General features: G+C 58.5%; 26 protein-coding genes. 22 read left to right on the top strand and 4 right to left on the bottom strand.

From position 1 onward, the window contains the following. Window positions 1–173: 173 nt before the first annotated feature. From trmJ to KGD89_RS05725, 22 genes are all read left to right on the top strand, one after another. The gene (gene trmJ, locus KGD89_RS05620) at window positions 174–935 is read left to right on the top strand and encodes a tRNA (cytosine(32)/uridine(32)-2'-O)-methyltransferase TrmJ (protein ID WP_025258830.1); all 762 of its coding nucleotides are present in this window, start codon (window positions 174–176) and stop codon (window positions 933–935) included. Beyond that, window positions 935–1,711, top strand: coding sequence for a serine O-acetyltransferase (cysE, locus tag KGD89_RS05625; RefSeq protein ID WP_025258831.1), 777 nt, complete (start codon window positions 935–937; stop codon window positions 1,709–1,711). Before trmJ ends, cysE begins: the two co-directional genes overlap by 1 nt. 158 nt (window positions 1,712–1,869) lie before the next feature. Continuing rightward, window positions 1,870–2,361: a Fe-S cluster assembly transcriptional regulator IscR gene (gene iscR / locus KGD89_RS05630; protein ID WP_025258832.1), complete on the top strand. Its 492-nt coding sequence runs from the start codon at window positions 1,870–1,872 to the stop codon at window positions 2,359–2,361. Window positions 2,362–2,405: 44 nt separating this feature from the next. Beyond that, complete coding sequence (locus tag KGD89_RS05635) at window positions 2,406–3,620, top strand: IscS subfamily cysteine desulfurase (RefSeq protein WP_025258833.1); 1,215 nt, start codon at window positions 2,406–2,408, stop codon at window positions 3,618–3,620. 83 nt (window positions 3,621–3,703) lie between these two features. After that, window positions 3,704–4,090, top strand: coding sequence for a Fe-S cluster assembly scaffold IscU (iscU, locus tag KGD89_RS05640; protein WP_002552476.1), 387 nt, complete (start codon window positions 3,704–3,706; stop codon window positions 4,088–4,090). A 45-nt stretch (window positions 4,091–4,135) separates the two neighbouring features. Then, window positions 4,136–4,459, top strand: coding sequence for an iron-sulfur cluster assembly protein IscA (gene iscA, locus KGD89_RS05645; RefSeq protein WP_025258834.1), 324 nt, complete (start codon window positions 4,136–4,138; stop codon window positions 4,457–4,459). A gap of 11 nt (window positions 4,460–4,470) precedes the next feature. After that, the gene (hscB, locus tag KGD89_RS05650; RefSeq protein ID WP_025258835.1) at window positions 4,471–4,992 is read left to right on the top strand and encodes a co-chaperone HscB; all 522 of its coding nucleotides are present in this window, start codon (window positions 4,471–4,473) and stop codon (window positions 4,990–4,992) included. Between the two features lie 44 nt (window positions 4,993–5,036). Further along, on the top strand, window positions 5,037–6,899 hold the full coding sequence (gene hscA / locus KGD89_RS05655; RefSeq protein ID WP_025258836.1) for a Fe-S protein assembly chaperone HscA: 1,863 nt from the start codon (window positions 5,037–5,039) through the stop codon (window positions 6,897–6,899). Window positions 6,900–6,902: 3 nt separating this feature from the next. Further along, the gene (gene fdx, locus KGD89_RS05660) at window positions 6,903–7,244 is read left to right on the top strand and encodes an ISC system 2Fe-2S type ferredoxin (protein WP_025258837.1); all 342 of its coding nucleotides are present in this window, start codon (window positions 6,903–6,905) and stop codon (window positions 7,242–7,244) included. Between the two features lie 14 nt (window positions 7,245–7,258). After that, window positions 7,259–7,459 carry a Fe-S cluster assembly protein IscX gene (gene iscX / locus KGD89_RS05665; RefSeq protein ID WP_025258838.1) on the top strand — a complete coding sequence of 67 codons (201 nt, stop codon included), beginning with the start codon at window positions 7,259–7,261 and terminating at the stop codon, window positions 7,457–7,459. Window positions 7,460–7,552: 93 nt separating this feature from the next. After that, on the top strand, window positions 7,553–7,978 hold the full coding sequence (ndk, locus tag KGD89_RS05670; RefSeq protein ID WP_025258839.1) for a nucleoside-diphosphate kinase: 426 nt from the start codon (window positions 7,553–7,555) through the stop codon (window positions 7,976–7,978). Between the two features lie 32 nt (window positions 7,979–8,010). Further along, window positions 8,011–9,159 carry a 23S rRNA (adenine(2503)-C(2))-methyltransferase RlmN gene (rlmN, locus tag KGD89_RS05675; protein WP_025258840.1) on the top strand — a complete coding sequence of 383 codons (1,149 nt, stop codon included), beginning with the start codon at window positions 8,011–8,013 and terminating at the stop codon, window positions 9,157–9,159. A 14-nt stretch (window positions 9,160–9,173) separates the two neighbouring features. After that, on the top strand, window positions 9,174–9,932 hold the full coding sequence (gene pilW, locus KGD89_RS05680) for a type IV pilus biogenesis/stability protein PilW (RefSeq protein WP_025258841.1): 759 nt from the start codon (window positions 9,174–9,176) through the stop codon (window positions 9,930–9,932). Next, a complete protein-coding gene (locus tag KGD89_RS05685; RefSeq protein WP_025258842.1) occupies window positions 9,932–10,951 on the top strand; it encodes a RodZ domain-containing protein in 1,020 nt (339 codons plus the stop codon). Before pilW ends, KGD89_RS05685 begins: the two co-directional genes overlap by 1 nt. A 3-nt stretch (window positions 10,952–10,954) precedes the next feature. After that, window positions 10,955–12,064 carry a flavodoxin-dependent (E)-4-hydroxy-3-methylbut-2-enyl-diphosphate synthase gene (gene ispG, locus KGD89_RS05690; RefSeq protein WP_025258843.1) on the top strand — a complete coding sequence of 370 codons (1,110 nt, stop codon included), beginning with the start codon at window positions 10,955–10,957 and terminating at the stop codon, window positions 12,062–12,064. 22 nt (window positions 12,065–12,086) lie between these two features. After that, entirely contained in the window at window positions 12,087–13,376 is a 1,290-nt protein-coding gene (gene hisS, locus KGD89_RS05695; RefSeq protein ID WP_025258844.1) for a histidine--tRNA ligase, read from the top strand. Between the two features lie 39 nt (window positions 13,377–13,415). After that, on the top strand, window positions 13,416–14,057 hold the full coding sequence (locus KGD89_RS05700; protein WP_025258845.1) for a YfgM family protein: 642 nt from the start codon (window positions 13,416–13,418) through the stop codon (window positions 14,055–14,057). Next, window positions 14,050–15,201, top strand: a complete 1,152-nt coding sequence (gene bamB, locus KGD89_RS05705; RefSeq protein ID WP_025258846.1) for an outer membrane protein assembly factor BamB — start codon at window positions 14,050–14,052, stop codon at window positions 15,199–15,201. The genes KGD89_RS05700 and bamB overlap by 8 nt, the downstream gene beginning before the upstream one ends. Window positions 15,202–15,340: 139 nt before the next feature. After that, window positions 15,341–16,810 (top strand): ribosome biogenesis GTPase Der, encoded by a 1,470-nt coding sequence (gene der, locus KGD89_RS05710; RefSeq protein ID WP_025258847.1) that lies wholly within the window; start codon window positions 15,341–15,343, stop codon window positions 16,808–16,810. A gap of 125 nt (window positions 16,811–16,935) precedes the next feature. Beyond that, window positions 16,936–18,084 (top strand): pyridoxal phosphate-dependent aminotransferase, encoded by a 1,149-nt coding sequence (locus tag KGD89_RS05715; RefSeq protein ID WP_025258848.1) that lies wholly within the window; start codon window positions 16,936–16,938, stop codon window positions 18,082–18,084. After that, window positions 18,072–18,863 (top strand): amidohydrolase, encoded by a 792-nt coding sequence (locus tag KGD89_RS05720; protein ID WP_025258849.1) that lies wholly within the window; start codon window positions 18,072–18,074, stop codon window positions 18,861–18,863. Before KGD89_RS05715 ends, KGD89_RS05720 begins: the two co-directional genes overlap by 13 nt. Before the next feature lie 58 nt (window positions 18,864–18,921). Further along, window positions 18,922–19,356, top strand: a complete 435-nt coding sequence (locus KGD89_RS05725) for a hypothetical protein (RefSeq protein WP_025258850.1) — start codon at window positions 18,922–18,924, stop codon at window positions 19,354–19,356. Between the two features lie 64 nt (window positions 19,357–19,420). Here the strand turns inward: KGD89_RS05725 and KGD89_RS05730 are convergent, their stop codons facing one another. From KGD89_RS05730 to xseA, 4 genes are all read right to left on the bottom strand, one after another. Beyond that, window positions 19,421–20,290 (bottom strand): isocitrate lyase/PEP mutase family protein, encoded by an 870-nt coding sequence (locus KGD89_RS05730; RefSeq protein WP_025258851.1) that lies wholly within the window; start codon window positions 20,288–20,290, stop codon window positions 19,421–19,423. Between the two features lie 360 nt (window positions 20,291–20,650). Next, the gene (gene leuA, locus KGD89_RS05735) at window positions 20,651–22,321 is read right to left on the bottom strand and encodes a 2-isopropylmalate synthase (protein WP_025258852.1); all 1,671 of its coding nucleotides are present in this window, start codon (window positions 22,319–22,321) and stop codon (window positions 20,651–20,653) included. A gap of 371 nt (window positions 22,322–22,692) precedes the next feature. Further along, window positions 22,693–23,517: a M23 family metallopeptidase gene (locus tag KGD89_RS05740; RefSeq protein WP_025258853.1), complete on the bottom strand. Its 825-nt coding sequence runs from the start codon at window positions 23,515–23,517 to the stop codon at window positions 22,693–22,695. 7 nt (window positions 23,518–23,524) lie between these two features. Continuing rightward, window positions 23,525–24,904 carry an exodeoxyribonuclease VII large subunit gene (xseA, locus tag KGD89_RS05745; protein ID WP_025258854.1) on the bottom strand — a complete coding sequence of 460 codons (1,380 nt, stop codon included), beginning with the start codon at window positions 24,902–24,904 and terminating at the stop codon, window positions 23,525–23,527. Between the last annotated feature and the right edge of the window lie 119 nt (window positions 24,905–25,023).

The raw sequence follows: 25,023 nt of genomic DNA on the forward strand, positions 1-25,023 counted from the left end.
GTTAAAGAGAGCCGGGTATTCTATGGGTTAAGTCGAATTATTTCCAGCCCCGGCATTGTCGTCCCGATCAGGTTTTACGATTTTCCGTGGCTGCGCCTCTGTAAGGTTCATGGCGTTAATGAGGCAGGTTCTGTAAGATTTGCACCCCTTAATTTTGTCGGTGAGCGCTCGCTTTGCTGCAGAACATTCGTGTTGTCCTGGTCGGCACTACCCATCCCGGAAATATCGGTGGGGCTGCGCGTGCCATGAAAAACATGGGGCTTTCGCGCCTGGTACTGGTCGAGCCGCGTGTGTTCCCGTCTCCCGAGGCTGATGCGCGAGCGTCGGGTGCTGGCGATATTCTTGAAGGTGCGCAGGTCGTTGCGACCCTTGAAGAAGCGCTGGTGGGTTGCAGTCTGGTGCTGGGCACCAGTGCTCGTGATCGCAGTCTTCCCTGGCCAATGCTCGACCCGCGTGAGTCTGGCGTGAAGGTCGTCGAGCAGGCCGGGCAGGGCGCCGAGGTTGCGCTGGTCTTCGGTCGCGAGCATGCCGGCCTGACCAACGAAGAGCTGCAGCGTTGTCATTACCACGTCCATATCCCGTCGGACCCTGCATTCAGTTCGCTCAATCTGGCGGCTGCGGTTCAGGTACTGGCCTACGAAGTGCGCATGTCCTGGCTGGCTGCGCAGGAGTCGACGACAGCTCCAGTCGCAGCGGCGCGTAATGCCGAGCTGGCGACCATGGATGAGATGGAGGGCTTCTATGGTCATCTGGAAGCGGCGCTGGTGGACATCGCCTTTCTTGATCCCGAGAAGCCCCGTCATCTGATGGCGCGGCTGCGTCGCCTGTATGGTCGTAGCGAGGTGGAACGCTCCGAGCTGAGCATTCTGCGTGGCATCCTCACCGAGACCCAGAAAGTGGCTCGCGGTGAACCTTATAAGCGGAAGGATCAATGATGTTTGAACGTCTGCGCGAAGATATCCAAAGTGTTTTTCATCGTGATCCGGCTGCGCGTAACGCTTTTGATGTGCTGACCTGCTACCCGGGCATGCATGCCATCTGGCTGCACCGGCTGGCGCATATTCTGTGGCGCCATGGCTGGAAGTGGCTGGCGCGGATGGTGTCCAACTTCGGGCGCTGGATGACCGGTATTGAGATACACCCCGGTGCGCGCATCGGTCGTCGTTTTTTCATCGATCACGGCATGGGTATCGTGATCGGCGAAACGGCCGAGATCGGCAACGATGTCACGCTCTATCAGGGTGTGACGCTGGGTGGCACCAGCTGGAATGCAGGCAAGCGTCACCCGACTCTTGAGGATGGCGTCGTGGTCGGAGCGGGTGCCAAGGTGCTTGGGCCGTTCACGGTGGGCGCGGGTGCCAAGATCGGCTCCAACGCAGTAGTCACCAAGGCTGTACCGGCGGGTGCGACGGCGGTGGGGATTCCGGGGCGCATCATTGTTAAATCAGATGACGAAGCAGAAGCACGGCGCAAGGCGATGGCCGAGAAGTTGGGGTTCGACGCCTATGGTGTCAGTGCCGACATGCCGGACCCGGTTGCCCGGGCCATTGGCCAGTTGCTCGATCACCTGCAAGCTGTGGATGCCCGCCTGGAAGACATGGGCGGCGCTCTGGGGCGTCTTGGCAGTGATTACTGCGCCAAGGAGCTGCCCAAGCTGCATGACGAGGTTTTCGATTGCGTGAAGTACAAGAGTGAAGAGAAGGTCGGCTAAGGCTTGCTGAATATGGAGGCGTGTCAATACGACGCGCCTTTGCTATGATACCGCCCGCTATTTTGGCTAATCCCGACTATTTCACTAGGTCTAATAGTTGACTTAAATACTCGGGAATAGCATACTCGCTCCTATTCCGAACCTCCGCGGTACACGCCATGCGACTGACTACAAAAGGCCGATACGCTGTAACAGCAATGCTTGACCTGGCATTGCATGCGCAGCACGGGCCAGTGTCTCTGGCCGATATCTCTGAGCGGCAAGGCATTTCCCTGTCTTACCTTGAGCAATTGTTCGCCAAGCTGCGCCGCAGCAATCTGGTCTCGAGCGTGCGTGGTCCTGGTGGTGGTTACCAGTTGTCCCGCGACATGCAGGGCATTCAGGTTGCTCAGGTTGTCGATGCGGTCAATGAGTCGGTCGATGCCACTCGTTGCCAGGGCCTGGGTGATTGCCATGCCGGTGATACCTGCCTGACCCACCACCTGTGGTGCGACCTCAGCCAGCAGATTCATGAATTTTTAAGCGGTATCAGCTTGGCGGATCTTGTCACTCGCCGTGAGGTGCAGGAAGTCGCCCAGCGCCAGGACATGCGCCGCAGTAATAACAATGCGTCGCAGCTGGGAAAGATTGAAACGTCCGCCGTCGAATGAACGCAGATGAATGAGCGGTGCGCCTGCCTGATAGGAGAGATTCAATGAAGTTGCCGATTTACCTCGATTACTCTGCGACCACGCCGGTCGATCCGCGCGTAGCGCAGAAAATGATGGATTGCCTGCTGGTTGACGGAAACTTCGGTAACCCGGCTTCCCGCTCCCACGTATTTGGCTGGAAAGCCGAAGAGGCCGTTGAAAACGCCCGCCGTCAGGTCGCGGATCTGGTCAACGCCGATCCACGCGAAATCGTCTGGACCTCCGGTGCCACCGAGTCCGACAACCTGGCCATCAAGGGTGTAGCGCATTTCTACGCCACCAAGGGCAAGCACATCATCACCTCCAAGGTCGAGCACAAAGCCGTTCTCGACACCACGCGCCAACTGGAGCGTGAAGGTTTTGAAGTGACCTACATCGAGCCGGGCGAAGACGGCCTGATCACATCTGCAATGATCGAAGCTGCCCTGCGCGACGACACCATCCTGGTTTCGATCATGCATGTGAACAACGAGATCGGCACCATCAACGACATCGCTGCCATCGGTGAACTGACCCGTTCGCGTGGCGTGTTGTTCCATGTCGATGGCGCTCAGTCCACCGGAAAGGTTGAAATCGATCTGGCCAGCCTCAAGGTTGACCTTATGTCGTTCTCGGCCCACAAGACCTACGGTCCAAAGGGTATCGGCGCGCTGTACGTGAGCCGCAAGCCGCGTGTTCGCCTCGAAGCGACCATGCACGGTGGCGGTCACGAGCGTGGCATGCGTTCCGGCACGTTGGCGACTCATCAGATCGTCGGCATGGGTGAAGCTTTCCGTATCGCCAAGGAAGAGATGGCGAGCGAGAACGTTCGCATCAAGGCCCTGAGCGACCGCTTCTTCAAGCAGGTCGAAGATCTGGAAGAGTTGTACGTCAATGGCAGCCTGACTGCTCGCGTACCGCACAACCTGAACCTGAGCTTCAACTATGTCGAAGGCGAGTCGCTGATCATGGCGCTCAAGGATCTGGCGGTTTCGTCCGGTTCGGCCTGTACGTCGGCATCGCTTGAACCTTCGTACGTGCTACGCGCCCTTGGTCGTAATGACGAACTGGCACATAGCTCGATACGCTTCACTTTTGGTCGCTTCACGACTGAAGAAGAGATTGACTACGCCGCGCAGAAAGTCTGCGAGGCTGTTACCAAGCTGCGCGCTCTTTCGCCGCTGTGGGACATGTTCAAAGATGGCGTCGATATCTCCAAGATCGAGTGGGCGGCGCACTAATTTAAAGTCGCCGCCACACAGGCCGGGAGCAACCCCGTTGACCGGCCTGTAGAGCGACTCCCTGATGTGAGAGGAACATAATCATGGCTTACAGCGAAAAGGTCATCGACCACTACGAGAACCCGCGCAACGTTGGCAAGATGAACGCGGAAGATCCTGATGTTGGCACCGGCATGGTCGGCGCTCCTGCGTGCGGCGACGTGATGCGTCTGCAGATCAAGGTCAACGAGCAAGGTGTCATCGAAGACGCCAAGTTCAAGACTTACGGCTGCGGCTCCGCCATCGCTTCCAGCTCCCTGGCGACCGAGTGGATGAAGGGCAAGACTCTGGATGAAGCAGAGACCATCAAGAACACTCAGCTGGCTGAAGAGCTTGCTCTGCCTCCGGTAAAGATTCACTGCTCGGTACTCGCGGAAGACGCCATCAAGGCTGCCGTCCGTGACTACAAGCAGAAGAAAGGCTTGCTGTAAGAAGCGGTCTTTTCAGAGAAAGCTGGCGACAAGAAAGGAGTTCCGATGGCTATCAGCATGACAGAAGCTGCCGCTAACCACGTACGTCGTTCCCTCGACGGACGCGGCAAAGGTGATGGCATTCGTCTTGGGGTTCGCACCACAGGCTGTTCAGGGCTTGCCTATGTACTCGAGTTCGTCGACGAGGCGGGTACCGAGGACAGCGTGTTCGAGCTGCATGGCGTCAAGGTGATTATCGACCCGAAAAGCCTGGTCTACCTCGACGGCACCGAACTCGATTTCGTCCGTGAAGGTTTGAACGAAGGCTTCAAGTTCAATAACCCCAATTCGCGCGGTGAGTGCGGCTGCGGCGAAAGCTTCAACGTCTGAGGCTTTTATCCGTGGGTACTCCTTGTCACTTCGCCCTGTTCGACCTCAAGCCCGATTTTCGTCTTGATCTCGACCAGTTGGCGACGCGCTATCGTGAGCTGGCGCGCAGCGTACATCCAGACCGTTTTGCTGACGCCGACGAGCGTGAGCAGCGTCTGGCGCTTGAGCATTCCGCCCGCCTCAACGAGGCCTATCAGACCCTCAAGAGCGCCCCGAAACGAGCGCGTTACCTGTTGGTCATGAAAGGCGATGAGGTGCCGCTGGAAGTCACTGTCCACGATCCTGATTTTCTTCTGCAGCAGATGCAATGGCGCGAAGAGCTGGAGGATCTGCAGGATGAGGCTGATCTGGCGGGTGTCGCGGTCTTCAAGCGCCGCCTCAAAAGCGCTCAGGATGAACTGAACGAAAGCTTCGCCGCCTGTTGGGACGATGCTGCACAGCGCGAGCACGCCGAACGGCTGATGCGGCGTATGCAGTTCCTCGACAAGCTTTCCTACGAAGTGCGCCAGCTGGAAGAGCGCCTCGACGATTAACCCCGTGCCGCCCCGGCCGCACGCCTGTGATTATTCAGAAAAGCATGGCCTTACTGCAGATCGCTGAACCCGGGCAAAGTCCTAAACCGCACCAGCGTCGTCTGGCTGTCGGTATTGACCTGGGCACTACCAATTCGCTGGTGGCTGCATTGCGCAGCGGCCTTTCCGAGCCCCTTGCCGATGCCGACGGGCAGGTCATTCTGCCGTCTGCGGTGCGCTATCACGCCGATCGCGTCGAGGTCGGGCTGTCGGCCAAGGCGGCTGCCTCTGTCGATCCGTTCAATACCGTGCTGTCGGTCAAGCGTCTCATGGGGCGCGGCCTCAGTGACGTGAAGCAACTGGGCGAGCAATTGCCTTACCGCTTTGTCGAGGGTGAGTCGCACATGCCGTTCATTGACACCATTCAGGGGCCGAAAAGCCCGGTGGAAGTGTCGGCGGATATTCTCAAGGTGCTGCGTCAGCGTGCCGAAGCTACGTTGGGTGGCGATCTGGTGGGGGCGGTCATTACCGTGCCGGCCTATTTCGACGATGCCCAGCGCCAGGCCACCAAGGATGCCGCCAGACTGGCCGGCCTCAATGTGCTGCGCCTGCTCAACGAGCCGACGGCTGCTGCGGTTGCCTATGGTCTGGACCAGAAAGCCGAAGGCGTAGTCGCCATTTACGACCTGGGCGGCGGTACGTTCGATATTTCCATTCTGCGCCTGACCGGCGGTGTCTTTGAAGTGCTGGCCACTGGTGGCGATACTGCATTGGGTGGCGATGATTTCGACCACGCGATTGCCAGCTGGATTGTTGCTGATGCCGGCCTGTCCGCCAGCCTTGATCCTTCCGTGCAGCGCAGCCTGTTGCAGACCGCCTGTGCGGCGAAAGAAGCCCTGACCGATGCTGAATCGGTCGAAGTGGCTCACGGCGACTGGCGTGGCGTGCTGACGCGTGATGCTTTCAATGCGCTGATTGAGCCGATGGTTGCTCGCAGCCTCAAGGCTTGCCGTCGTGCGGTGCGTGATTCAAACGTCGAGATTGAAGAAGTCGAAGCCGTGGTCATGGTCGGTGGTTCGACCCGTGTGCCGCGTGTTCGCGAAGCCGTGGCCGAGCTGTTCGGTCGCCAGCCGTTGACCCAGATCGATCCTGATCAGGTGGTTGCTATTGGCGCTGCGGTCCAGGCCGATACCCTGGCTGGCAACAAGACAGATGGCGAAGCCCTGTTATTGCTGGACGTGATTCCGCTTTCCCTTGGGCTTGAAACCATGGGCGGCCTGATGGAGAAGGTGATTCCGCGCAACACCACCATTCCCGTGGCCCGCGCTCAGGATTTCACCACGTACAAGGATGGCCAGTCGGCCATGATGATTCATGTCCTGCAGGGCGAGCGTGAGCTGATCAGCGACTGCCGCTCTCTGGCTCGCTTCGAGCTGCGCGGTATTCCGCCGATGGTGGCCGGTGCTGCGAAAATTCGTGTCACCTTCCAGGTGGATGCGGATGGTCTGCTCAGCGTGTCTGCCCGTGAACTGGGCTCGGGGATCGAGTCGAGCATTCAGGTCAAGCCGTCCTATGGCCTGACGGATGGCGAGATTACCCGGATGCTCAAGGATTCGTTCGAGTACGCCGGTGACGACAAGGTCGCCCGGGTACTGCGTGAACAGCAGGTTGACGCCCGACGCCTTGTCGAGGCGGTCGAGGCCGCGCTTGAAGTCGATGGCGATCGTCTGCTCGATGCCGAAGAGCGGATGGTGATCGATCTGCAACTGACAGAATTGCGTGAATTGATGCAAGGCACCGATGGTCCGGCCATCGAGCAGCAGACCCGGCGTCTGTCGCAGGTGACCGATGCATTTGCTGCCCGACGCATGAATTCGACGGTGAAAGCCGCACTCGCGGGGCGCAACCTGAATGATATTGAGGAATAACTGATGCCGCAGGTGATTTTTCTGCCCCATGCCGAGCATTGCCCGGACGGGTTGGTTGTAGAGGTGGAGCCCGGTACGTCTATTCTTGAAATCGCTCACGATAACCATATCGAGATCGAGAGTGCGTGCGGCGGCGTCTGTGCCTGCACGACGTGTCACTGCATCATTCGCGAGGGTTTCAACTCGCTGAACGAGGCGGATGAGCTGGAAGAAGATATGCTGGACAAGGCCTGGGGGCTGGAAGTGCATTCGCGCCTGTCCTGTCAGGCAATCGTCGGAAATGAAGACCTCACCGTTGAAATTCCGAAGTATTCGCTCAACCATGCTGCCGAAGCGCCGCATTGATTCAAGGAACGCTCATGAGTCTCAAATGGGTCGATGTGCTGGAAATCGCGATTCAGTTGTCTGAAACCAGGCCTGATGTCGATCCGCGCTATGTGAATTTCGTCGATCTTCGCAACTGGGTAGCCGAGCTGCCAGGGTTCGACGACGAGCTCAATCGTGGCGGGGAAAAGGTCCTGGAAGCCATTCAGGCGGCCTGGATCGAAGAAGCTGACTGAACCTGTAACGCAAGCAGTTAGGCAATACACCAGAACCCGCGTATAATTCGCGGGTTTAATTTTTCGCTTTAATCATTGTTTCTGGAGTTTCACATGGCTGTTCAACGTACTTTCTCCATCATCAAGCCTGACGCCGTTGCTAAAAACGTAATCGGCGAGATCACCACTCGTTTCGAAAAAGCCGGTCTGCGCGTTGTTGCTTCCAAGCTGAAGCAACTGTCCAAGGCTGAAGCTGAAGGTTTCTACGCTGAGCACAGCGCTCGTGGTTTCTTCGGCGACCTGGTTGCTTTCATGATCTCCGGTCCTGTCGTTGTTCAGGTTCTGGAAGGCGAGAACGCTATCGCTCTGAACCGTGAGCTGATGGGCGCTACCAACCCTAAAGAAGCTGCTCCAGGCACCATCCGCGCTGACTTCGCTGATTCCATCGACGCCAACGCTGTTCACGGCTCGGACTCCGAAGCTGCTGCCGCTCGCGAAATCTCGTACTTTTTCGCAGCTACAGAAGTAACCGCTCGCTAAGTCCTGCCGACTGACGAGTGAAGGGTGAATTCATGATTGCAACGACTGGTAAAACCAACCTCCTGGGCCTTACTCAGCAGGAAATGGAGAAATTCTTCGACTCTATCGGGGAGAAGCGCTTCCGTGCCGGTCAGGTCATGAAGTGGATTCACCACTTTGGCGTCGATGATTTCGACGCCATGACCAACGTCAGCAAGGCATTGCGCGAAAAGCTCAAGGCCTGTTCCGAAATACGAGGTCCTGAAGTCGTCAGCGAGGACATCTCCAGCGATGGCACCCGTAAATGGGTGGTGCGCGTAGAGTCCGGCAGCTGCGTCGAAACCGTTTATATCCCCCAGGGCAAGCGCGGCACCTTGTGTGTTTCGTCCCAGGCGGGCTGTGCCCTGGATTGCAGTTTCTGCTCCACCGGCAAACAAGGCTTCAACAGCAACCTGACCGCCGCCGAAGTGATCGGCCAGGTCTGGATTGCCAACAAATCCTTTGGCAGTGTCCCGGCAACCGTCGACCGTGCCATCACCAACGTGGTGATGATGGGCATGGGTGAGCCACTGCTGAACTTCGATAATGTCATTGCCGCCATGCATCTGATGATGGATGACCTGGGGTATGGCATTTCCAAGCGCCGCGTGACGTTGTCCACGTCTGGCGTGGTACCGATGATCGACGAGCTGTCCAAGCACATCGACGTCTCGCTGGCCCTTTCGCTGCATGCGCCCAACGACGCACTGCGCAACCAGTTGGTGCCGCTGAACAAGAAGTATCCCCTGAGCGTCCTGCTCGACTCCTGCCGCCGCTACATGTCCAGTCTGGGCGAGAAGCGCGTGCTGACGATCGAGTACACCCTGCTCAAGGACGTCAACGACAAGGTCGAGCACGCCATCGAGATGATCGAGCTGCTCAAGGACACCCCTTGCAAGATCAACCTGATCCCGTTCAACCCGTTCCCGCATTCCGGTTACGAGCGTCCGAGCAACAATGCGATCCGTCGTTTCCAGGATCTGTTGCATCAGGCTGGCTATAACGTCACTGTGCGTACCACGCGTGGCGAGGACATCGATGCTGCTTGCGGCCAGTTGGTCGGGCAGGTGATGGACCGCACGCGCCGCAGTGAACGCTATATTGCAGTGCGTGAGCTCAATGCCGAGGCCGATGCGGCTCCAAACGCTGGCGCTCGAAACTGACCGAGAGGGACTCCATGTCTGTGCGTGCCTTGCTGTTGTCATGCTTTGTTATGTTGCTGGTAGGGTGCGTTTCGACAGGGCATGTCGATCCACTCAAGACACCGCAAGGGCGTGATGAAGCTCGCAAGGCATACGTGCAGCTCGGGCTGGGTTATTTCCAGCAGGGTCAGACCGAGCGCGCCAAGGTACCGCTGAAGAAGGCGCTGGAACTCGACAGTTCCGACCCTGACGCCAATGCCGCGCTGGCGCTGGTGTTCCAGGCCGAGATGGAGCCTGAACTGGCTGACCAGCACTTTCGCAAGGCATTGTCTTCAAGCAACAACGATGCTCGAATCGTCAATAACTACGGCAGTTTCCTTTACGAGCAGAAGCGCTACCAGGAAGCTTACGAACGTTTCCAGCAGGCTGCCGCAGACAACCTGTATCCTGAGCGGTCACGGGTCTTTGAAAGCCTGGGCATGACCGCCCTGAAGCTGAACAAGCGCGAGGAAGCTCGCGAGCATTTCACCAAGGCACTGCGTCTTGACCGTCAACAGCCACGTTCCTTGCTGGAAATGGCTGAGTTGTCTTACGAAGACGGGCATTATGTGCCGTCGCGTGACTACTACGACCGTTTCAGCCAACTCAGCGAGCAGAATGCGCGTAGCCTGCTGCTCGGCATTCGATTGGCCAAGGTCTATGACGACCGTAACAAGGCGGCCAGTTTTGGCCTGCAACTCAAAAGACTCTATCCCGGTACGCCGGAATATCAGCAATACCTGTCGGAGCAATGATGAAAGCGGCGCATCCCGAAGTTGTAGCAACCACTCGCTCTAACCCTGGTGAGACCTTGCGTCAGGCCCGTGAGAGCAAAAACTGGTCGCTGCCAGATGTGGCTTTGAGGCTGAACCTCACCGTGTCTTCCCTGACTCATCTCGAGAACGGGAATTTTGACAAGCTACCCGGGCATACCTTCGCCCGTGGGTATGTGCGTGCCTACGCCAAACTGCTGGAGCTGGATCAGGCCGCGCTGGTCGATCAGTTCGATCAGTACACCGGCACCGATGGCAAGGGCAGTTCTGTCCATGCGCTGGGCCGTATCGAAGAGCCTGTGCGCCTTTCCCACAATATCCTGCGCATCGTCAGCCTGTTATTGCTGATGGTTCTTGTCGGTGGCGGCTTTTTCTGGTGGCAGGATCAGACGTCCATGCGTGGCAAGGATCAGACCGGCCTGAGCATGGAGCATGTCGAGGTCGAAAGCGCTGATGGCACCACCCAGATTCATCCACTGGACGAGTCAGAGGAGCAGGCCGCTGCCGAAAGCAGCAAGGCTGGCAATGAGTCGCCACTGCCTCTGACCCCGAGCGCTCCGACCGAAGTGCCTGCCACTGCACCTGTGGCACCTGCTCCGGTTGTGACTGCGCCGGCTGCTGCACCGACCGCTCCGGCAGCGGCTCCAGCGCCTACTGCACCTGCCGTTGCCGCGACGCACACTCCGTCTGTCGCGCCGGTTGCGCCTGCCGTGCCTTCTACGCCTGCCGAGCCCGTCGAATCTGCACCGATCCCTGCAGGTTCGGGCCAGATCAAGCTGCAATTTACCGCCGATTGCTGGACTCAGGTCACCGATGGCAATGGCAAGGTTTTGATGAGCGGCCTCAAGCGCAAGGGTGATAGTCTGGACGTCACTGGCAGGCCGCCTTTGACCCTGCGTCTTGGTTACGCTCGTGGTGCGCAGGTCAGTTATAACGGTGAGCCTGTAGACGTAGCTCCCTTTACCAGCGGCGAAACTGCTCGCCTGAAACTAGGGCAATAAGTCATGCACGGCGAATCTCCAATCAAGCGTCGCGAATCCCGCAAGATATGGGTCGGCTCCGTTCCGGTCGGCGGTGATGCGCCGATCGCTGTCCAGAGCATGACCAACAGCGACACCAACGATGTCGCGGCCACTGTTGCCCAGATCAACCGTCTTGAAGCGGCTGGCGTCGATATCGTGCGGGTTTCGGTTCCCGATATGGATGCGGCCGAGGCGTTTGGCCGGATCAAGCAACTGGTCAAGGTGCCACTGGTCGCCGATATTCATTTCGACTACCGGATCGCGCTGCGCGTAGCCGAGCTGGGTGTCGACTGCCTGCGCATCAACCCCGGCAACATCGGTCGCGAAGACCGTGTGCGTGCGGTGGTCGATGCCGCCCGTGATCGTGGTATTCCGATCCGTATCGGCGTCAACGCCGGTTCCCTGGAAAAAGACCTGCAGAAGAAATATGGCGAGCCGACCCCCGAGGCGCTGGTCGAGTCGGCCCTGCGTCATGTGGAACATCTGGATCGTCTGGATTTCCATGACTTCAAGGTCAGCGTCAAGGCTTCGGACGTGTTCATGGCCGTCGCAGCCTATCGCCTGCTGGCCAAGCAGATTGTCCAGCCGTTGCACCTGGGTATCACTGAAGCGGGCGGTTTACGCTCAGGCACGGTGAAATCCGCTGTCGGCCTCGGTATGCTGCTCGCCGAAGGGATTGGCGATACTATCCGCATCTCGTTGGCCGCTGATCCGGTTGAAGAAGTGAAAGTCGGCTACGACATTCTCAAGTCCTTGCGCCTTCGTTCCCGTGGCATCAACTTCATCGCCTGCCCGAGCTGCTCGCGGCAGAACTTCGATGTGGTCAAGACCATGAACGAGCTGGAAGGGCGTCTCGAAGATTTGCTGGTGCCGCTGGACGTTGCGGTCATCGGGTGTGTGGTCAACGGTCCTGGTGAAGCCAAGGAGGCGCATATCGGCCTCACGGGCGGTACGCCGAACCTGATCTACATCGACGGCAAGCCTGCGCAGAAACTGACCAACGACAATCTTGTGAACGAGCTTGAACGCTTGATTCGCGAGAAAGCGGCCGAAAAAGCTGAAGCCGACGCATCCGTCATCGTGCGTGGCTAATCAAGATTGCTAAGGATTTTTTGTGAGTAAGTCTCTGCAAGCCATTCGTGGCATGAACGACATCCTGCCCGAGCAGACCCCGCTGTGGCGTCACTTTGAAGGCACTGTTGCGCGTTTGCTGGATAACTACGGTTATCGGCAGATTCGCATGCCAATCGTCGAGTTCACCGACCTGTTCAAGCGTTCCATCGGCGAAGTCACCGATATCGTCGAAAAAGAGATGTACACCTTTGCCGACCGCAACGGTGACTCCCTGACCCTGCGCCCGGAAGGCACTGCCGCTTGCGTGCGTGCGGTACTCGAACACGGGATTACCGGTGGCGGTCAGGTGCAGAAACTGTGGTACATCGGCCCGATGTTCCGCCACGAGCGTCCTCAGAAAGGCCGTTATCGCCAGTTTCACCAGATCGGTGTCGAAGTCTTCAACCTCGACGGTCCCGATATCGATGCCGAGCTGATTGTCCTGACCTGGCGCCTGTGGGGCCTGCTTGGCATCCGCAATGCCGTCAAGCTCGAACTCAACAGCCTGGGCACCAGCGAAGCCCGTGCGCGTTATCGTGATGCACTGGTGGAGTTCCTGTCGGCGCGTCTGGATCAACTGGACGAAGACAGCCAGCGTCGCCTCAAGACCAACCCGCTGCGGGTTCTGGACACCAAGCATCCTGACACCCAGGCCGTGCTGGTCGATGCGCCGAAGCTGGCGGATTACCTGGACGAAGAGTCGCGTGTCCACTTCGAAGGCCTCAAGGCGCGTCTGGATGCTGCTGGCATTCCGTACGTCATCAACCCCAAGCTGGTGCGTGGCCTGGATTACTACAGCAAGACCGTGTTCGAGTGGGTCACCGATCAACTGGGTGCCCAGGGAACCGTATGCGCCGGTGGCCGTTACGACGGTCTGGTCGAGCAGATGGGCGGCAAGCCTACGGCGGGCGTCGGTTTCGCCATGGGCATCGAGCGTCTGGTGCTGCTGCTGGAAACCCTTGAAAAGGTCCCGGAAGAAATCTCGCGTCAGGTGGATGTCTACCTGTGCGCCTTCGGCGAAGCGGCCGAGCTGGCTGCACTGACCCTCACCGAGCGTGTGCGTGACCAGTTGCCGAATCTGCGTTTGCAGGTCAACGCCGGTGCTGGCAGCTTCAAGAGCCAGTTCAAGAAGGCCGACAAGAGCGGTGCGCTGTATGCGCTGATCCTTGGCGATGAAGAACTTGCCCGCCAGGAGATAGGCGTCAAGCCTCTGCGCGGTCAGGGCGAACAACAAAATATTGCCTGGGATGCTCTGTCCGAGCACCTGGCCTCCTGCGTCGTGCAGGGTTGAAGCTGATTAACAGCCGATTTAGCGAATAGGAGTATTGGGGTGTCGCGTACCGAAGATGAAGAGCTGGCGGTAATGAAGGACTGGTGGCAGCGCAACGGCAAACCCCTGGTAACTGGCGGTCTGCTGGCGTTGGTTGTGGTCTTTGGCTGGTACACATGGCAGAACTACAACAGCAAGCAGTCGCAAGGCGCCTCGATGCTTTATCAGCAACTGCTGGAAACTTCGCTGACGCCAAGCGGCCAGGCCGATACCGCCCGCGTTGCGGAAATCGCTGGCAAGCTCAAGAGCGAATTTGGTGGCACTGCCTATGCCCAGTTCGGTAGCCTGTTCGTCGCCAAGGTTGCAGTCGATGCCGGCAAGCTCGACGATGCCGCGGCAGAACTGAAAACCGTAGCCGACAAGCCGGCCAGCGTGACGCTGGGTGAAATCGCTCGTCAGCGTCTTGCTCGTGTGCTGGCTGCGCAGAACAAGGCTGATGATGCACTGAAACTGCTTGCTGGCGATGCCGACAAGGCGTTCCTGGCCAGCCGTGAAGAACTCAAGGGTGACCTGCTGGTGCAACTGGGTCGTACCGACGAGGCGCATGCTGCATACCAAAAGGCCAAGTCCGCTCTGTCTGAAGACGCTGCGGTGGGTGGCCTGCAAATGAAGCTCGACGATCTGGCGAAAGGGGATGCGTGACGTGATTCGTTGGAAACATGCAGCATTGCTGGCTCTGGCCATTCTGGCCGCGGGTTGCAGCAGCAACAGTAAAAAGGAATTGCCTCCTGCCGAGCTGACCGACTTCAAAGAAGAAGTGGTCCTGCAAAAGCAGTGGAGCCGCTCGATCGGTGACGGTCAGGGCAAAACCTACAACATGCTGGTTCCGGCTATCGATGGCGACCGCATCTACGCTTCGGACGTGACCGGGGTCATCATGTCCCTGGATCGCATGAACGGTGACGTGATCTGGAAGAAAGATCTCGAACTGCCTGTTTCCGGTGCTGTCGGTGTGGCCTATGGTCTGGTCACCATCGGTACTGAAAAAGGCGAGATCGTTGCTCTTGACGCTTCTTCCGGTGAAGAGAAATGGCGTGCCCGTGTGACCAGCGAAGTGTTGGCGCCACCTGCGAACAACGGCGATGTAGTCGTGGTTCAGACTCAGGATGACCGTGTGATCGGTCTGGACGCTGTCACAGGTTCCCAGCGCTGGATCTACGAAAGCACTCCTGCGGTACTGACCCTGCGTGGTACTGGCGCACCGCTGGTCACCAACCGACTGGCTGTTGCCGGTCTGTCCACCGGCAAGGTCGTGGCGCTGGATATCAGCAACGGCGTACCGGTCTGGGAGCAGCGTGTTGCCATTCCGCAAGGCCGTTCCGAGCTGGATCGTGTTGTCGACATCGACGGTGGCCTGCTGCTGTCGGGTGGTACTCTGTACGTTGCCAGTTATCAGGGCCGGGTTGCCGGTCTGGATCTGGAAAGCGGTCGTGTGCTCTGGCAGCGTGATGCTTCCAGCTACTCGGGCGTAGCTCAGGGCTTTGGTAGCGTTTACGCGACCCTGGCCTCCGGCACCGTCGAAGGTATCGACGAGCGTTCTTCCACTGCACTGTGGAGCAACGAATCGCTGGCTCGCCGTCAACTGGGCGCGCCGGAAGTGTTTTCCAGCTATGTAGCGGTTGGCGACCTGGAAGGTTATCTGCACCTGTTGAGCCAGGTAGATGGCCGTTTCGTAGGGCGTGAGCGTATCGACAGCGATGGTCTTCGTGCGCGTCCGCTGGTGGTTGGTGACATGATTTATGTGTTTGGTAACAGCGGCAAGCTGGAAGCTCTGACCATCAAGTGATGATTGTCCATGTCCGGGGCCAAGGCCCCGGACGACCTTGCTTCGGCAAGGCTGCGGCGCCTGCGGGCGCTGCTCCGAACTCCGGCCGCTGCCCTGCAGCGGCTTTTGTATTTTCTGAAATAACGAAGTGGAGAGCCGCATGGTTCCCGTAATTGCCCTGGTGGGTCGACCGAACGTCGGCAAATCCACCATGTTCAACCGCCTGACCAGGACCCGCGACGCCATTGTCGGCGATCTGTCCGGTCTGACCCGTGATCGCCAATACGGAGAGGCGAAGTGGCAGGGGCGCTCTTATATCCTGATCGACACCGGTGGTATTTCCGGCGACGAGCATGGCATGGACGAAAAGATGGCCGAGCAGTCGCTGCTGGCTATCGAAGAAGCCGATGTCGTGTTGTTCCTGGTGGATGCCAAGGCGGGTTACACCGCGGCTGACCAGATGATCGGCGAGCACCTGCGCAAGCGCAACAAGCGTTCTTACGTGGTTGCCAACAAGATCGACAACATCGATGAAAACCTGGCGCGTGCCGAGTTCAGCCCGATGGGCCTGGGCGATGCGATCCCGGTTGCCGGTGCTCATGGTCGCGGCATTTCCCAGATGCTGGAAATCGCCCTGAAGGATTTCCCCAAGGACGAAGACGAGATCGAAGAAGGTGAGGTCGAGGACGTCGCTGAAGGTGAGGAAGCCAAGCGCATTCCTGGCCCGAGCGAAAAAGACGGCATCAAGATCGCCATCATCGGTCGTCCCAACGTCGGCAAGTCGACCCTGGTCAACCGCATGCTCGGTGAAGACCGGGTTATCGTCTATGACCAGCCGGGCACTACGCGCGACAGTATCTACATTCCGTTCGAGCGTAACGAAGAGAAGTACACGCTGATCGACACCGCGGGTGTGCGCAAGCGCGGCAAGATCCACGAGGAAGTCGAGAAGTTCTCCGTGGTCAAGACGTTGCAGGCCATCAAGGACGCCAACGTTGTGATCTTCGTGATGGATGCCCGCGAAGGTGTGGTCGATCACGACCTCAACCTGCTGGGCTTCGCACTTGAGTCTGGGCGCGCAATCGTCATCGCACTGAACAAGTGGGATGGCATGACGCCGGGCGAGCGCGACTACGTGAAGACCGAGCTGGAGCGCCGGCTGTTCTTCGTCGACTTTGCCGACATCCACTTCATCTCTGCCTTGCACGGCACGGGCGTGGGTAACCTGTATCAGTCGGTTCAGAACTCCTTCAAGTCTGCCGTCACCCGCTGGCCAACCAGCCGCCTGACCCAGATTCTTGAAGACGCCGTCAGCGAGCACGCGCCGCCAATGGTCGGCAGCCGCCGTATCAAGCTGCGTTATGCCCACCTGGGTGGTGCCAACCCGCCACTGATCGTGATCCACGGTAACCAGGTCGAGAAAGTACCGAAGTCCTATGTCCGTTACCTGGAAAACACCTATCGCCGTGTTCTGAAACTGGTTGGTACGCCGATCCGTATCGAGTTCAAGGGCGGCGAGAACCCGTACGAAGGCAACAAGAACACGCTCACCGACCGCCAGGTCAACAAGAAGCGTCGTTTGATGTCGCACCACAAGAAGGCAGACAAGAAGCGCCGCGACAAGCGCTGAGTCTTTCTCCTGAAAAGGCACCCTGCAGTCAGTCTGCACGGTGCCTTTTTTTATGCGCGCCTGATGGGCTATCCTGCCTGACCCGTGCCACCGTGATGCCGGGGGTATTGCAGGGAAGGGCCCTAATGATCGACAGCAAGTTGCCTAATGTTGGCACCACCATCTTCACCGTCATGTCCCAGCTCGCCGCCGAAACCGGCGCGATCAATCTGTCCCAGGGCTTTCCCGATTTCGACGGGCCACAGGCCCTGCGCGATGCCTTGAGCCTTCACGTCGCTCAAGGCCACAACCAGTATTCACCGATGACCGGCCTGCCAGCCCTGCGCCAGCAGGTTGCAGCCAAGATCGCCCGCAGTTACGGGCGCGAGGTCAACCCGGACAGCGAAGTCACCATCACGCCGGGCGCGACCCAGGCCATCTTCTGCGCCGTCCAGGCCGTCATTCGTCCCGGCGATGAAGTGATCGTTTTCGATCCTTGCTACGACAGCTACGAGCCTGCCGTGGAACTGGCCGGTGGCCGTTGCGTGCATGTGCAGCTCGGGCTGGGCGACTTCTCCATCGACTGGCAGAAGCTGGGCGATGCCTTGAGCCCGCGCACGCGCATGATCATCCTCAATAGCCCGCACAACCCCAGCGGTGCCTTGATCAGTCGTGCCGAACTGGACCAGTTGGCTGCTCTTATTGCCAATCGCGACATTTATCTGGTCAGCGACGAGGTGTACGAGCATCTGGTGTTCGATGGCGTCCAGCATGTCAGCGTACTGGCCCATGAAGAGCTGTATCAGCGCGCCTTTGTGGTCAGCTCGTTCGGCAAGACCTACCACGTGACCGGCTGGAAGACCGGCTATGTGGTTGCGCCACCGGCCTTGTCCGCCGAGCTGCGCAAGGTTCATCAATACGTGAGCTTCTGTGGCGTTACACCGTTGCAGTGGGCGCTGGCTGATTTCATGGCGGCGCATCCCGAGCATGTAGAAGAACTGCCGGCGTTCTATCAGGCCAAGCGTGATTTCTTCTGCGACCAGCTAGCGTCTTCGCGCTTCAGTTTCGAGCGGGTGGGTGGTACATATTTCCAGTTGGTGGATTACTCTCAGATCCGTCCGGACCTCAACGATGTCGACATGTCGTTGTGGATGACCCGTGAACACGGTGTGGCCAGCATTCCGGTATCGGTCTTCTACCAAACGCCGCCTGAAGGCCAGCGCCTGATACGCCTGTGCTTTGCCAAGCGAGAGGAGACGTTGCTTCAGGCAGCGGAAAAACTATGCGCGATTTGAGTCAGTTGCAGGACCTTAACCTGGCCTTGATCCAGACCACTCTGGTCTGGCATGACCGGCAGGCCAATCTCGATCACTTCAGCGGCTTGCTGGAACAGGTGAAAGACGTCGATCTGGTGATCCTGCCGGAAATGTTCACCACCGGGTTTTCCATGGACTCCGAAACCCTGGCGGAACCCGAAGGCGGTCCGACATCCCAGTGGCTGCTGGAGCAGGCCAAGCGTATCCAGGCAGTGATTACCGGCAGCGTGATCATTCGTGATGCCGAGGGCAATCATCGCAACCGGCTGTTGTGGGCGCGCCCCGATGGCGAGTTGTTGTATTACGACAAGCGTCACCTGTTTCGCATGGCCGGTGAGCACGAGCACTACAGCCCTGGTGAGCGTCAGGTGATGTTCGAGTTGAACGGCTGGCGCATTCGGCCATTGATTTGCTACGACCTGCGCTTCCCGGTCTGGAGCCGTGATGCTCAGGACACCGACCTGTTGCTCTATACCGCGAACTGGCCCGGCGCTCGTCGCCTGCACTGGAATCGTCTGCTACCGGCCAGAGCCATCGAAAACCTGTGTTACGTCGCGGCGGTCAACCGGGTCGGCAACGATGGCAAAGGTTTTACGTACACAGGTGATAGCCAGGTGCTGGATTTTCAGGGTGACAGCCTCGTCGATATCGGTGAGGGGGATGGCGTCTTTAAGGCAACCCTGAATGCTGCGGCGCTGCGGGACTACCGCACGCGCTTCCCGGCCAATCTGGACGCCGATACATTCGAGATACAATGATTCATTCAAGTTGTGTGTAAATGTGTCGATAGCTTTCGCATACAACCAGGAGTTCGTCATGACTACTATCAATACTTCATCGCTGAGTGCCTATTCAAGCGCGCTGTCGCTGACCGTCAAAAACAAGGACGCAGACACCGCGACCACGACCGCAACCGACAGCACGGAAAAAAGTGGTGTAAGTGTTTCGCTTGACGGTGCCAAGGCTGGTGGTAGTGCTGCGGCGGGTGGTGCAGGCGGTGCTTCCGCTAGAGCGGGTGTCGAAGAAACCATCGAAAAAATCAAAGAGCAGATCAAGCAGGCTCAAAAACAACTGGTTCAGCAGCAGGCTCAGTTGGCTGCCGCTCAGAACAGCAAAGGTTCGGAAGATGAAAAGGCTGCGCGTATTCTGGCCATTCAAGGGCAGATCGCCCAGACCTCCTCAACCATACAGACTCTGCAAGGCACATTGCTGCAACTGACAACCAGCGGTGGCGTCAAGACCACTGCCTGATTGCAAAAAAGCCTCCTTTTACGGAGGCTTTTTTTCATCGCTTCAGTCGATAAGTACGGCGTACTTACTCGTTCACATTCATGAACTTCTTGGCCCACTCAACATAGTCTTCAGGCTGTGTGTAAGTGTGGGTAAGTTCAGTCGCGTTCATGTCGCTGGTGCTGCTCAGAATCTGGCGCTGTTCTCTCAGGCAGTCATAGGTTGCCTTGATCGATGCGAAATAGGCCGCATGGCCGTGTACACAGATCCTGACGCCCATCTCTGCAAGACGCTTGTTGTCATGCAGCGCAGGATTTCCGTAAGTGACCAGCATCAGGGGAATGGTCACACCTTCCGAGATCTGTTCAAGGTGCTCGAAGTCCCGCACGCCTACGATGGTAATGCCGTCGGCGCCTGCACTCTGATACTGCTGAATCCGGCTGATTGCTTCCTGCACGGGAATGATCGCGGCATTGGTGCGGGCAAAGATCGACAGTTCCGGATCGACACGGGCTTCCAGCGCTGCGCGGATCTTGCCGACGCCTTCTGCGGTGGAAATCAGGTCGGTGGACTTGCGGCCAAACTGGGCGGGCAGCAGAGTGTCTTCGATGGTCAGCGCCGCAACGCCTGCACGCTCGAGTTCGATGACGGTGCGCATGACATTGAGCGCGTTGCCATAACCGTGGTCGGCATCGGCGATGAACGGAAGCTCTGCGACGCGGCCGATGCGAGTGGCCTGCTCGACGAATTCGCTCAGGGTGATCAGTGCGAAGTCGGGCGCTGCCAGTACTTGCAGGGATGCAACCGAGCCGCCGAGGATACCCACTTCAAAGCCCAGGTCGGCTGCGATGCGCGCAGACATTGGATCGAAGACCGAGGCTGTGTGATAGCAGGAATCTGAAGAGGTGAGTGCGCGAAAGTTGCGGCGCAGATCTTGATGGGAAGCCTTAGGCATAATCGCTCCAAATGTGATTGGATCAGCTCAGCGTTACCGAGGCCGATGGTTTTTTCAATGCACGGTTGGTCTGCCCGTGCATTCTTTTCGTCCGAAAATCAATGCAATAGTCATCGTGGCTTTTGGGAAAGGGTGCAGCTTCAAACAGGCAAGTTGAACCTGGCGCCGGTAGCTGAAAAAGGTGCTATCAGCAGGCCAAATCCATTAAAGGCAGCATGCTACCACAGCATAAATGAAAAGATTATGCCGAATATGCGCATGGTTATGCGGATTCTGAAACGAGGGTTTTAGATCGAAAAGCCCGTGTTAGAGCCTGTTGGAGGATGACGAACGGGCGTCCGTCATCCTCGCTATTCCGACTCAGGCAGCCTTGGCTTGTGCCTGGCTCAGGGAGCGGTTCAGGGCACTGAATAATGCACGGAAGCTGGCAGTGGTGATGTTCTCGTCGATACCCACGCCATGCACGGCACGGTCACCGTTCACGCGCAGTTCGATGTAGGCAGCGGCCTTGGCCGTGGTGCCGGAGCCGATGGCGTGCTCGTTGTAGTCCATGATTTCCACGTTGACCGGCAGGCCGGCAACCAGTGCTTCCAGAGCGCCTTTGCCCTTACCGCGCCAGTGCTGGGTTTCGCCGTCGACATGCACTTCTGCATCCACCGAGCTGTTGCCGTTTTCTTCCTGCAGCTTGTGGCTGATCAGGGCGTAAGGCGTGTTGGCTTGCAGGTACTCGCGGCGCAGCAGTGAGTGGATCTGCTCGGCAGTCATTTCCAGGCCCAGACGGTCGGTCTCGCCCTGAACCACCTGGCTGAACTCGATCTGCATGCGACGTGGCAGGGAGATGCCGTATTCCTGTTCCAGCAGGTAAGTGATGCCGCCTTTGCCCGATTGGCTGTTGACGCGAATCACTGCCTCGTAGCTGCGACCGATATCGGCCGGGTCGATTGGCAGGTAAGGCACTTCCCACAGAGCGTCGTCTTTCTGCTGGGCGAAGCCCTTGCGGATAGCGTCCTGGTGCGAGCCGGAGAACGCGGTGTGAACCAGGTCGCCGACATAAGGAGCGCGTGGGTGAACCGGAATCTGGTTACACTCTTCAACGACCTTGCGCACGCCGTCGATGTCCGAAAAGTCCAGGCCAGGATTGATGCCCTGGGTGTAGAGGTTCAAGGCGACGGTGACCAGGTCCACGTTGCCGGTACGCTCGCCGTTGCCGAACAGGCAGCCTTCGACACGGTCTGCACCGGCCATCAGACCCAGTTCGGTGGCGGCAACGCCAGTGCCACGGTCGTTGTGGGTGTGCAGGCTGATGAGAACGCTGTCACGGCGGGTGATGTTGCGACCGAACCACTCGATCTGGTCGGCGTAGACGTTCGGGGTCGCAACTTCCACGGTAGCCGGCAGGTTGAGGATCACCTTGTTCTCAGGCGTCGGGTTCCAGACCTCGATCACGGCATCACAGACTTCCTTGGCGAACTCCAGTTCGGTGGCGCTGAAGGTCTCTGGCGAGTACTCAAAGGTCCACTGGGTTTCCGGCTGTTGGGCGGCGTATTTGACGAACAGCTTGGCGGCGTTCACGGCAATTTCTTTCACGCCGGCCTTGTCCTGGTTGAAGACAATGCGGCGGAAGGAAGGGCTGGTGGCGTTGTACAGGTGAACAATGGCCTTTTTCGCGCCGCGCAGGGATTCAAAAGTACGGGCGATCAGATCTTCACGGGCCTGGGTCAGCACCTGAATGGTGGTGTCATCCGGGATATGGCCGTCTTCGATCAGGGTGCGCACGAAGTCGAAGTCGGTTTGCGAGGCAGCCGGGAACGACGCTTCGATTTCCTTGACGCCGACCTTGACCAGCGTTTTCCAGAAACGCAGTTTCTTGACCGAATCCATTGGCTCGATCAGCGATTGGTTACCGTCGCGCAGGTCTGAACTGCACCAGATCGGCGCCGAGGTAATGGCTTTGGAAGGCCAGGTACGATCGGGCAGGTCGATGGTCGGAAACGCACGGTACTTCTTCGATGGATCTTTGAGCATGGTCATTTGATAAGTCCTTTGTACGGAATAGGCCGAAAAGAGGCGGCCAGCCATTGACGCGCAAGACAGGGGCGAGGCACCGCAATCTAGCCTGGCAGTCGGGAACTGACCAGGCGCAGACACCGATGTTGGCGCAACAGAATGAGGGTTTGAGCAGTTTTCATGAGGCCAACCGTAACCATTGAGGTGAAAGTTGGCAAGCACCTGGAAAAAATTGAGATAAGTTCTCGAATTTCGGTTCGTGGCGAGTTTTTATCGCTGTTTAAAGGCGTTTATTGCTTGGTTATTGTGCGAGTTGAAAAACGTGTGCAAACACCTTCGTGAATGAATTCGTTTCCACGTGGTTTGTGTGGAGCGAATTCATTCACGAAAGGAGATTACGGCTGAAACGCGCCAATGAATATCGCCGGGTCTACCCGCGCATCGTTCAGGCTGACGTTCCAGTGCAGGTGTGGGCCGGTGGCGCGGCCGGTAGAACCGACTTTGCCGAGCAAGCCGCCTCGTGGCACCTGATCGCCGGTTTTCACGTCGATCTTCGACAAGTGACAGAACATGCTGATAAAGCCCTGACCGTGATCGACATACACCGTGTTGCCATTGAAGAAGAAATTACCGGTCAGGATGACCTTGCCAGCCGCCGGGGATTTGATCGGTGTGCCTGTCGGGACCGCGAAATCCAGGCCTGAGTGGGGATTGCGCTCTTCGCCATTGAAGAAGCGACGCACACCAAACTTGCTCGACAGCGGCCCGTTTACCGGTTTGTCGAGGATCAGGTTGCTTGGCGTACCAGGGCTGAATACCGCATAGCCACCCAGCAGTTTTGGCGTTTCACTGTTGATGCGTTTGGTGTCCTCGGGGTTCGGGTTGACCTGACGCTTGTTCTGCAGGGTGATGTGCTGTTCCGGGTACTTTTTGCTGCCCACCGTAAAACTCAGGTTGCGACCACCCGATGCCAGTTGTTGCGTGCCGGGCTTGATCGTCAACGGCAGGCCGACAATGGCCAGCCAGCGAGTACCTTGTTCCTTGACCACCAGTACCGGTTTGCCCTGGAAGGTGGCTTTAGGCGGCTGGTTGCTGGTGCCCAGATCAATCACTGCGACACCGCCGGGCACCGGCTTGTTGAGAGCGCGAGTGATGTAGCTGTCGGCATGGGCGGGAAGGCACAAGAGGAGGGCGAGCAGCGGTGCGATAAAACGTAGCATCGATAGGTCAGTCCAGAAGAGAGAGGGTCACGGGCGTCAGGTGGTTATCCTCGACGCGCACTTGCAATTCGCCTTCGCCCAGTCTGGCCGTAAGGCGCTGGCCGGGTCGTGTTTGCGCGGCGTTGCGGATGGCATTGCCGCGTTCGTCGAGCAGGATACTGTAGCCACGGCCCAGTGTTGCCAGCGGACTTACGACATGAAGTGTCTGAATCTGGCTTTGCAATTGTAGTTTTCGGGTCTTGATCTGCTCGCGCATGGCGCGTGGCAGGCGTTCGGCCAGAACATCCAGCCGCTGGCGCAGGAAGGCCAGGGTGCGTCCCGGATGCTGGGCGGCGAGACGGCTTTCCATGTGCGCCAGGCGCACCTTCTGCTTATGCATGCCTTGTTCGAAGGCGCGGCGCAGGCGCATGTCCAGGTCATCCAGGCGCTGGGCTTGCTGGCGCAGGCGTTCACCGGGATGGCGCAGGCGGCGGGAAATACCGTCCAGACGCAAGCGCTCACGCATGAGTCGATCCTGCATGCGGCTGATCAGACGGCGATTGAGGTTTTCTACCCGGCGATGCAGGTCGCTGGAGTCCGGTGCCAGCAATTCCGCAGCGGCAGAGGGCGTAGGCGCCCGCACATCGGCCACGAAGTCGCTGATGGAAACATCGGTTTCATGCCCGACCGCACTGACAATCGGGGTCACGCAGGCATCGATGGCTCGGGCCACGGCTTCTTCGTTGAAGCACCACAGGTCTTCCAGCGAACCGCCGCCTCGGGCGAGGATCAAGGCATCGAAGCCTCTGGAGTCGGCCAGCTTGAGTGCCCGGACAATCTGCGCAATCGCTTCGCGGCCCTGGACCGCCGTCGGAATCAGGGTCAGCTCGACTTGCGGCGCACGACGGCGGAACACGCTGATGATGTCGCGGATCACCGCGCCTGTAGGCGAGCTGATAATGCCGATACGTTGCGGGTGCAGCGGCAGCGCGACCTTGCGTTCGGCGCTGAACAGGCCTTCGTCGCTGAGCTTGGCTTTCAGGGCATCGAAAGCCAGTCGCAATGCGCCATCGCCCGCCGGTTCGACGGTATCAAGAATCAGCTGATAGTCGCCGCGGCCCTCGAACAGCGAGACTTTGCCGCGAACCTTGACCTGCAAGCCATCCTTGAGCGCCTGCCGGACACGCGCCGCGCTCTGGCGAAACAGGGCGCAACGCACCTGGGCGCCGGAGTCCTTGAGCGTGAAGTACACATGGCCGGAGGCCGGGCGCGACAGGTTGGATATCTCGCCCTCGACCCAGATGCTGCTGAACACATCTTCCAGCAACACCCGTGCACGGCCGTTAAGCTGGCTGACAGTGAGGACTTCCCGGTCCAGGCCGAGTCTTGCAAAGGGATCTTTAATCATGGCGGCATCATAAAGGGATTTGCCCGGCCACCACCACTGGCGGTTTTCGGGTGGCGCAGCTATATAAGCAGCGCGTGGTCAATTCAGGGAGAGTCGTGTGGCGGTCGAATGGTTCAACC

Origin of the sequence: Pseudomonas cichorii, assembly GCF_018343775.1 — a bacterium.
GTDB lineage: Bacteria > Pseudomonadota > Gammaproteobacteria > Pseudomonadales > Pseudomonadaceae > Aquipseudomonas > Aquipseudomonas cichorii.